This is a genomic window from Bacteroidota bacterium (assembly GCA_018698135.1).
Taxonomy (GTDB): domain Bacteria; phylum Bacteroidota; class Bacteroidia; order CAILMK01; family JAAYUY01; genus JABINZ01.
The window spans coordinates 1-10,541 of sequence record JABINZ010000142.1 but is presented as its reverse complement, the minus strand read 5'-3'; the positions used below and the strand labels follow the sequence as shown (position 1 = coordinate 10,541).

The window sequence follows — 10,541 nt, the reverse complement described above, 5'->3', positions numbered from 1 at the left end:
GTATCATAAAATGCAAACTTTATAATACTAAGATACTGATATCCCTGCATTTTAGACTGGATTAAGATAAATATTTATTAACACTTATTGCTAATTATCAACTTGTTATATGGATTCTTGTGCTTTTTCAGCAGACCCTAATATAAATTTGTAATGAAGATAAAAACAAGAAATATTACTGTGATGAAATCAAGAAAGGCATTATTAATATTGTTTTGCTCACTTGCGATATCTACTCTTGCTTTTTCCCAAACGGCCAATGATTTATTTGATAGCGGAATGAAAAAATTAAAATTACGTGAATTTGATTCAGCAATTTACTATTTCAACTTGGCTATGGAAATCAAACCTGATTTCGCTGAAGCAATGTTTAGAAGAGGACTAGCAAAAGACAATTCAGGAAGAACTGAAGAAGCTTATGAGGATTACTCATTAGCAATAGGAATGGGGCCAAAAGCTGTGTATTATAACAACCGAGGCATTTTAAGATATGTTAAAGGAGATCATACGAATGCTATTGCTGACTATGACAGTGCTATTGGCTTAGATCCTGATTATTTAATTGCTATTTTTAATAAAGGTAGAGCCTTATTTGAAAATAATGATTTTGAAGAAGGCTGCGATTGCATGCAGGATGCCTACAAAAGAGGGCTTACTGCTGCGAAAGATGCAGTCGATTATTATTGTAACTAAACTTTAATTATTTAATAAACACTTAAAAATGAATGTTATGAAGAAGTTATTATTAACCTTGGTTTTTGGATTGGCAATTTCAACTTTCCTGTTCGCACAAGTAAAACCTAACTCTGATCAGGTAGCTGGAACTAAAATTGAAAAATCAAGAGGAGTCGATGTAAACATCGTTGCTAAAAAAAGTGTCAATGGTGTTGCAAGTAAATCTAAAGTGGTACAGCCAGCAACAAAAGGTGCTGAGCAAAGCCGTGGTGGTTATTGCTATGTTACATTTGACAATTGGACAAATTATTACATTGATTGTTATGTAGATGGTTATCATGAAGGTTATGTTGCACCTTATGGAAAAGGAAATGTAACAGTTTCTGGTGGTGACACTAAACTTTATGCAGTTGCTGAGTTTGATGATGGGAGCAAAATTACCTGGGGTCCTCAAACAAGGTATTGCTACAATCAGGAGTGGGATTGGTCAATGTCTAACTAATGAATTTAAAAGCACTTCTGTGATTATCAGAGGTGCTTTTTTTTATTCATTATTAAGTAATTAAAGGAAAATAAAATATAACTGGATGGAATTGCTGATCATTATATTTTGAAATAATAAAAAGTATTTAGCATTCCATACAGTAAAATTCAAGCAGTAGATTAAGCGCTTAACCATAAAATTACACACAAATGAAAAAGATCTTTAGCTTTATTTTGATTCTATCTCTGACAGCAGGCTTATCATTAGCTCAGAATGTTTCTGACATGCTTGAAAATGCATTGAGTTCGGTGGTAACAGTTGCCGTTTATAAAACAGGAATTGCAAATCAAACCTTAGGTTTTAGAGGAGAAACTGTTTCGGATGTTGCCTATGAAAAAGCTTTGTCACTTTCGGGGGCTCTGGGTTCAGGTTCAGGTTTCATTATTTCCAGAAACGGAAAAAAGTATGTCGTTACCAATGCCCATGTTATTCAGGATGCCTCTGATGAAAGAGGGAGTATTTATATATTCAGCATTGATGGAACCAAGTATGAAGTTAAAGTAGTAGGGGGCGATTCATTTTATGATATTGCTTTATTGGAGTTTATCGGATCTCCGGGAAATGAAATCACTTCTATCGATTTTAAAAAGGCTGAGTCCAGAATTGGTGAACCGGTTTATGCTATTGGTAATCCACTAGGGGAGTATCCTTATTCTGTATCAAATGGTATTATTAGTGCGAAAAACCGTGTTCGTGAAGGTATTACAGGCAAATTCGGATTTTTACAAACTACAGCAACCATTATTTGGGGAAATAGTGGTGGTCCTCTTGTAGATGCTTCGGGAAAAGTAGCTGGCGTAAATACAAAAATTGCATTTGCAACCTCACCCGATGGAGAAGAAGTTATTCAATCTCAAATTAATTTTGCTGTAGAAGCTAAGATAGTTGAACGAATAGTCAATGATGTACTCACCTATGAAGGCCGAGTAAGAAGAGCCTATTTTGGAATTGAAATATCACAATCTTATAACTATGAGTATGTTGGGTCAGATAATTACACCTACGTTTTGCAAGATACGTTAGCTATTATTTCAGCTGTCATTCCTAATTCGCCAGCTTCTCAGAATTTAAATAATTATATAGGTTATGCTGTCCTTCAGGTTAATGGTGTGAAAGTAAGAAATGTAGAAGAAGTTTTAGGTGAATTTGAAAAAATCACTCCTGGAGCAAATGTTACTCTTAAATTGGCTAACGGAAGTACATCCAAAACTGTAAGTATTAAAAGTTCAGAATTAAAAGAGAATGAATTAGAAGCAATTGCTCTTTATGTTATGGAGCAAGTGAGTAATATCAAATTATTACAAAAAGAACCCCAGTTAGCTGTTTCTGTAGAATCAGAAAATTATTATAAATACGAGGAAAAGCAATTTAGTGGTCGACCAATAAACAAAAAACCAGGTTATAATGGTAATTCCAGTCAAAGTGCAAGTAAAGGCGAAAAGTATTTTATGCTTGCTGCTGGCATAGTTGGCGAAAATTATCAAAGCATGTGGAAAATTACAGATCTGAGGTATTTTGGAGCTGCTCTAAAGCTTTGCGGTATGTCGGGTGTTATTGATATGTATTTATTAAAGCCACATGATGATCTTGAAAACATGGAATTGCTTCGATATTACTTATCTGGAGATGAAGATGTTATGCAATCAACCCTTTGGTATTAAAAACAAAACAATGAAACGAATTATCTTTTTTCAATTTACCATTTTACTACTGATTAGTTTTCAGTTAATTGCAGTTCAAACAAGTCCAAAAAAAATCGCATTAGTAGTTGCTGTGGCCAAATATCCTAAAAGTGGTGGTTGGTCTCAAATTAGTAGCGACAAAGACATCCCTTTAATTACCAATGCTTTGGAGTCGCAAGGGTTTGATGATATCCAATTATTAACGGATGAAGACGCTACTAAAAGTGGGATTATTCAAGCCATCGAAACACTTATCGCTAAATCGAATAAAGGAGATATTGTTGTTTTTCATTTCTCAGGTCATGGGCAACAAATTCAAGATGATAACGGGGATGAAAAAGATGATGGCTATGATGAAGCCATTGTGCCATATAATGCACAAGTCAGATATCAACCAGGTGTTTATGAAGGGGAGAACCACTTAAGAGATGATGAGCTTGATATTTTGTTTTCACGATTACGAGAGAGATTAGGCAAAGAAGGTAATTTATTGGTTATACTTGATGCATGCCATTCGGGAACAGCAACCCGGGGTATGGCTAAAACGAGGGGGACAATGTCTAAAATGGCAAAAGAAGGTTATAACCCGCTAAATAGTGGCCATCAGGAAGTAGGCATGGCAGATGTAGATAAAACAAACAAAACGAGTTCAAGAGGAGTGGGAAATGATTTAGCCTCTATGATTGTTTTAAGTGGAGCGAGTCCTCAGCAATTGAATTATGAAACAAAAGATGATGAGGGAAATTCAGTTGGATCTTTATCCTATGCATTTAGCCGAGCAGTAAGAAAATCAGGCAAAAACACATCTTACAGGGGCTTTTTTGAGGAAATCAAAGTGGATATGAGCGTTTTAGCACCCAATCAACAACCACAAATTGAAGGGAATATAGATGTTACTATTTTTGGAGGAGAAGCAGTTGATCAAAAAGCATATCTTTCTATTGAAAAATGGAAAGATGAAAATACTTTAATTGTTAATGGAGGTAGCTTAATAGGACTAAATGCTAAATCGATTGTAGCTTTTTATCCCAACGGAACAACAGATCCTTCAAAAAGCACTGCCATTGCAACTGGAGAAGTAGTTAGTTCAGAAACATTCAATTCAACAGTTCAAACATCCAAACCTATAAGTAAAACTGAATCAAAGTCATTATGGGTTTTTATTGAAGAACAGAATTATGGAGATTTAACAGTAAATGTAGGTCTGGATATTAAAAATAAGGATTTGGCCGAAATTTTACTAATGAATCTAAAGGAGGTTAAACTAATTGCTCTGGATAATGATAACCCAGATTTAGTTATTGAATATAATAATAAATACACCAGAGGAAACAATCTTCAGATCACAACGGTTACTGACATGCTACTATATGATAAACCATATCAAGATGCCAAATCTCAGGAAATCGTGGATGAAGTAATACATTTAATAAAAGCCTTTGCACAAGGAAATTTATTAAGAAACCTGGATATGCAGTCATCTTCTTTTGATGTTACATTTGAATTCATACCAATTATTGCAAATGCTGATGAAACTGAGAAATCCAGATTTGATATCGAGAAAAAAATGGATGCAAACAACACCATTGAATTTAATGCTGGAGATTACTTTAAACTCAAAATAAGCAACAATGGTAATCGTATAGCCTATTATTCATTAATTGATATACAGCCTGATAATCAAATTAATATATTAATTCCCGTTTATGATTCTAAACGCCAGATTCGTATTCCAGCAACTGATTTTGTAATAAGTCCGGGAGCAACTATAGAATTAGATTATACCTTCGTTTTTGGACCTCCTTTTGGCAATGAAGTGTTTAAACTAATCGCATCAGAAAAGCCATTAAACCTTGAACCCATAATCCTTTCGAGGGGATCAACTACTCGTGGAGATATGAATCCACTTGAGTTGCTTCTAGCTGATAGTTATGCAACTCGAGGCGGTGGTGTTGGTTACACCCCAAATGTTCCATATGAGAACGCAAATACCTATACTGTGCTTTTTAAAATCAGTAAATAAAATGATCTGATTTAACGTGTAAATTCTATTGCGATATAAATAAACTCTGATGAAACAAGCATGAGTATAAGTCTACATAAACAAGGAAATGACTATATGCGAGTTCTTCCGATAAATCGGGACTGGCTATCTGGCAACTAAAAAATAATTCTAAACAGATGAAACAAGCATGAGTAAAAAATTTCTCACACATAGGAATGATTATAATGCGAGTTCCGTATGACCTTTAAAGTTTAATTATAGACATATGAAAATTAAAACAAGCATCGTTCTAATCTTGTGCACTTTGGTGTTTTTTAATTCATTTGCACAAAAGAGCGAACAAGCTAAAAAGCTTGATGAAAAAGCAATCCAGTTTTATTCCGAGGAAAAATATGAAGATGCCATTACAAATTTTCAAAAAGCTATAGATTCAGAAAGTCAGGAGAATGAACAAGACTATAATTTTTTGGCAAATTGCGAGGAGAATATTGCTTATTCATTTTATCAACTTGCAAAATACAAAGAGTCATACAATGCTTTCCAAAAAGCAGTTCCACATTATCAAAAAGCTGAGAATACAGCAGGATTAAAAACAACCTTAAGCAATTTAAGTAATCTGCATATTATTATCAGGTACTATGATGTTACATTGGATGCAAAAAAAACAGAAAATCTTGAGAAATTCTACGTTTTTCATAGTGTTGACAGTATTATTCGGAGAAATGCTGATACCATGTGGATTTATACCCAGGTTGGTAGTAATGAAAATATCTATCAAAAACACAACGCCTTTGCTATTAGTACCCATAGTGCTGATGAACCAGATAGGGGAAACAATACCTTAGGCAAAGGAAAATTAGTAAAAATAGAATCCAATTACGCGATTTATGCAATCGTTATTTCAAATTTTGAGGATAAGAGTTTATGGCCTCGCATTGGCGATATTTTACAAGTTACATGCGAAGTGCCAATTATCGATCATTACAGTATCGTACGTGAATTAGCTAGCTATAATATTATTTTTAAGGATTTAGATAATACGATTCTTTACGACAAACAAGAATTGCTACACTTGAATACGCCTGGGTTTGACAATGCTTTGTTGCGGGTGTTTTTGGCTGATCTTTATGCTTCCTATGAATCATTGGTGGATTATGATGAACCCTCTTTAAACGAAAAACTTGAAGGAGGTAAATTTCGCGGAAAAACCCTTCTTGAAAGCTTGAAAGAAGCGACACTTGCCGATGTAGCTTCGTTTCTGAATTTTGTTCGATCATATCCTGCAAAATACATGGGCATACAATGGAAAATTAATGAGACCTATGCAACCTGGGTAATTAACGAAACACCTCAGGGAGAATACGATCCCTTCATACTGGAGAATTTGAGATTGTTACCAGCGTCCTATATGGACGAGTATTTACATGATGTTGCTTACTATGTAGATGACTCAACCTTCAATAAATGGAACGAAGAAGTATATAAAATGTATGCTGATGGAAATACGGAGGAAGCTTATGCATTGGTGGATAAAATTATCAAGCTAAGTAAACTTAAAAACGATTCGTTGAATACATCAATATTTCTCAATACCAAAGGTTATTTTCTTGATGTAGATAAGTTTTATGAACAATCAATTGAGAATTTATCGGAAGCAATTCGATACAATCCAGCCAATTTTAATGCTTATTATCAAAGAGGGAATGTATATGCCCGACAGGAGGATTATGGGAAAGCCATTATTGATCATAGTAAAGTGGCTGAGCTTTTACCTGATGTTGCCGAAGCATGGGGCAATCAAGGTTGGTATCTTGTATTGGACGGACGCGTTTTTCAAGCACAGGAAATTTGTCAAAAAGCATATGATTTAGATAGTTCAACTATGTCGTGGGTGGTTAATCTTGGTCATACACATTTGCTCACTGGAGATACAGCCAAGGCTTTTATGTATTATGAAAAAACCTTGAAACTTTTAGATCGAGAAAATGAATTTTGGGAAGGTCCTATTGGCGATTTTGATATTTTTATTGAAAGAAAATGGAAAACCAAATTGGTTAAACTTGCTAGGTTATGGATGATCGACCAATACAAAGCCAATCAATACTATTATATAAAAGCTGATAGTTTGTCGGATTTGGCTATTGAATATAAAAATAATGCGGAGTATCAAAAAGCAGCCGACTTAATGCTAAGTTGTTATGAAGTTGAGAAAAGTGGGAACAAACCGCGAGCTTATTGGTTGTATTGGGAAACTTCTTGGTTGGGTTACATTTATCAACAAATGAAAGACTGGGAACAATCTCAGAAGTATTATGAGTTATGTTTAAACTACGCAAAAAATGATGTTAAAAACATTGAGAATGTTTCAAATGCACTGGATTTATTATCATGGATGTATAATAATAAAGGAGATATGGGGCGCTATTACTCCTATCTGGAAAGGGCAGAAGCACTCGAAGAGAAAATTGCAAAGCGCGGAAAAACCTCGTATTTGTATTTAGTAACTATCGGGATAAATAAAACAGAAGAAGTTGATTTTCAGTATGCTGTAAAAGATGCATTGAGTTTTTCCACCATAATGCAGAAGAAAGCAATAAACCTGTATGACTCGGTCATTGTTAAACATATTGAATCAGCAGATGGTTCATTATTGGATTTTGAAGATGCTATCAAAGAAGTAATTATACATTCAAAACCGAACGATGCCTTTGTGTTTTATATTGCAGGCTCGGCTGCCCTTGACACAAGTTCATTTCATTTGCTAAGTGCAACCGATGAAAATGTTATAAAAGAGGTTGATATCAGGCTTTTAAAGACGTGGATGAGTAACATTCAGGCTAACAATCAATTAATTGTATTGGATATGTTTGCCCCAACCTTCGTCAGTGAATATTTGTCGACCAAAGTCTCATCTGAAGGAATTTATTCAAAATCAAATCAAAATCTGAGCATATTGTGTCCAAGTGGTCATCGGGTAGAAATTGATTCGTTGGAGCATGGCTTGTTTACCTATCAATTATTAAAAGCTATTGAAGGACAAGCAGCAGCTATGCAAACAGAAGATGCCTTAGTGAGTGTTCGTGAAATTGAATCATTTTTGAATAAGACGTACGACAATGAAGATGATTTCATGAGCCATATCAGTTATCACAAAGGCCGAGATTTCTATTTGGTAGCTAGTTCTGATTCCGTTAAGTTTAATTTGGGGGAAGATGCTCAAATAATTGCTAGTAGGGGAGCAGGTTTGGCTGGAGCAGCTATGATTAATGATAACAACAAGGAAGGTGAAGGAAAAGATTATGCATTGTTATTTGCAACCGACAATTACAATGAATGGAAGGATTTAGTTAATCCTATTCATGATGCATCTACCATTGCAAAAACATTAGAAGATCAATATGGTTTTGAAGTAGAGTTGGTGACAAATGCAACTCGAAGAGAAGTGATGTCTAAAATTCGGCAATATCAGATGAAAGCTTATGGCGAAAATGATCAGTTATTTGTATTTTTTGCCGGACATGGGTCATTTGATGAAGTTTCAGGTGAAGGTTATTTAGTGTGTAAGGATTCGAAACGGAATGATGAGATTATGGAAACTTACTTGCCCTATTCCTATTTACGAGAGCATGTTAATAATATTCGATCATGTAATCATATTCTTATAGCTCTGGATGTTTGTTTTGGAGGTACGTTTGATAAACGAGTATCATCTTCTGATAGAGGAGAAAGCGTATATGAAAATGTAAACAAGAATGAACTGATTAAAAGAGCTAAATTATATAAATCAAGGTTGTTCCTTACCTCAGGAGGTAAACAATATGTTTCAGATGGTGACCCTGGTAAGCATTCTCCCTTTGCTTACCAATTATTAGCCGTTCTTAGGACCGAAAGTCAACGAAATGGATATGTCACTTTTAATAAGTTGATAGGATCAGTAGAGCGTTTAAAAACCTCTCCACGTTTTGGTGATTTTGGCGATAACGAACCCGGTGGAGAATTTATTTTCAATGTGCAATCAGAAGAAAAACAGTTGGATGTAAAGTTTAAGGATTTGAAATAATGAAGTAAGCTATTTCTTATCTTTATCCTTCTTAACTTCCCATGCTGATTCGCTATGAAAAGTATTCATTACATACTGATTCTACTATTATTCCTTTCCTGCAAAAGCGATTATGTATCAAAGAAAACAATTAATGAATTAGCCGATATTCATATTATTCCAGCCTGGGCTTATTTGAGTTGGGAGCACGGAAAAATTCAACAGTATTATTATAAGGGTTATACCTTATTCGATGACTCAACTGCAATTACTGAGGATACATACTTTGAGGCTGCATCATTAAGCAAAACAATATTTTCGGGCTTGGTTCTGGACTATTTTAGACTAAACAAAATTTCTTTAGACTCCGTTTTAGTCATTAATGCAAATAGGAGAAGATCCGAAAATGAATATGATAGAAGAATCAAATCATCAATAGATTACAGGATAAATCCATCAAAGCAAAGTCCAACTGCAAGAAAAATACTAACCCATACAGCTAATTTTGGTGATTGGATGACTCCAGAGTTGTTTTTGGAAAGTTCAGAAAGTGGGAGTTTTAATTATTCAGGAGAAGGTTTTTTGTATTTGCAAAGATGGATAGAAGAAAGGGAGAATAAGCAAATCGATTCAGTAGAAGGTTTTCAATTCATGAATAGTGAAGCAATGGACTTTAGCCTGTCAACAAATATTCGGAATATTGTTTGGGGACATAATGGTAATTTAAAAGCAGTTCGGCCTATTTGGTATTCAGATTACCCCTATGTTCATGGAACATTATGTTGCAAACCCAAAGCATTTGCTCAGTGGTGGCTAAATTATATGGAAAAACCAGATTCAAACCTCTTGAATTGTCAATACAATATTGACTCAATTAATGCACGGACAGCTGGGTTGGGATTGATAGAAACTGAGTTTTATGAGCTTTTATGGCAGCATGGTAACGATACTTATTTTCAAAATTTATTCGTTCATGATAAGAATACAAGTAGTGGCTTTGTAGTTTTTACGAACTCTCAAAACGGCTTTCAATTTATCAATGAGATATTGGGTGAACGATTTAAAAAAATAAATCTTGCCGTTAGTTCAAATGGACTTTTTCTTATTTCTGACTAATAATAAATTAATGAAACCATCAAATTATCTATTTGGAATATCAATAATTATCGTAATGATAGCTGTGTGGTTTGTTGCGAGACCTGATAAGAAAATGGAAAATTCTTCCAGCACAACTGAAATTCAAAAGGATGCACCTCTTTTTGTCTCTTTTGAAAATTTGATAGATGCTTATCCTCTGATTTCTGATTCATTGGCTCAGGTCCGACATTTAATGGCTTTTGACTTATCCTATAACGAAAGACACGAACAAGCCAACTGGGTAATGTATGTTTTAACAAAAGAAGAACTCCTAGGAACAGAAAAACGTAAAGATAATTTTAGAACTGATCCTAAAATTCTTACTGGCTCAGCAAGTTTGAAAGACTATAAAAGTAGTGGATACGATAGGGGACATCTTGCACCAGCAGCTGATATGAAATGGTCAAAGGAAGTGATGAGTGAGTCCTTTTTCATGAGTAATATGAGCCCACAAAAACC

At 34.5% G+C, this 10,541-nt stretch carries 7 protein-coding genes; all 7 read left to right on the top strand.

Going from position 1 to position 10,541, the window contains the following annotated elements:
* Positions 1–153: 153 nt before the first annotated feature.
* Entirely contained in the window at positions 154–693 is a 540-nt protein-coding gene (locus HOG71_09525) for a hypothetical protein (protein ID MBT5991080.1), read from the top strand.
* 37 nt (positions 694–730) lie between these two features.
* On the top strand, positions 731–1,177 hold the full coding sequence (locus HOG71_09520) for a hypothetical protein (protein MBT5991079.1): 447 nt from the start codon (positions 731–733) through the stop codon (positions 1,175–1,177).
* A 191-nt stretch (positions 1,178–1,368) separates the two neighbouring features.
* On the top strand, positions 1,369–2,880 hold the full coding sequence (locus tag HOG71_09515) for a trypsin-like serine protease (protein ID MBT5991078.1): 1,512 nt from the start codon (positions 1,369–1,371) through the stop codon (positions 2,878–2,880).
* A gap of 10 nt (positions 2,881–2,890) precedes the next feature.
* Positions 2,891–4,924 (top strand): DUF4384 domain-containing protein, encoded by a 2,034-nt coding sequence (locus tag HOG71_09510; protein MBT5991077.1) that lies wholly within the window; start codon positions 2,891–2,893, stop codon positions 4,922–4,924.
* A gap of 247 nt (positions 4,925–5,171) precedes the next feature.
* A complete protein-coding gene (locus HOG71_09505; protein ID MBT5991076.1) occupies positions 5,172–8,966 on the top strand; it encodes a tetratricopeptide repeat protein in 3,795 nt (1,264 codons plus the stop codon).
* A gap of 54 nt (positions 8,967–9,020) precedes the next feature.
* Entirely contained in the window at positions 9,021–10,061 is a 1,041-nt protein-coding gene (locus HOG71_09500; GenBank protein ID MBT5991075.1) for a serine hydrolase, read from the top strand.
* Positions 10,062–10,116: 55 nt separating this feature from the next.
* A partial coding sequence (locus HOG71_09495; GenBank protein MBT5991074.1) for a DNA/RNA non-specific endonuclease occupies positions 10,117–10,541 on the top strand: 425 nt, incomplete at its 3' end.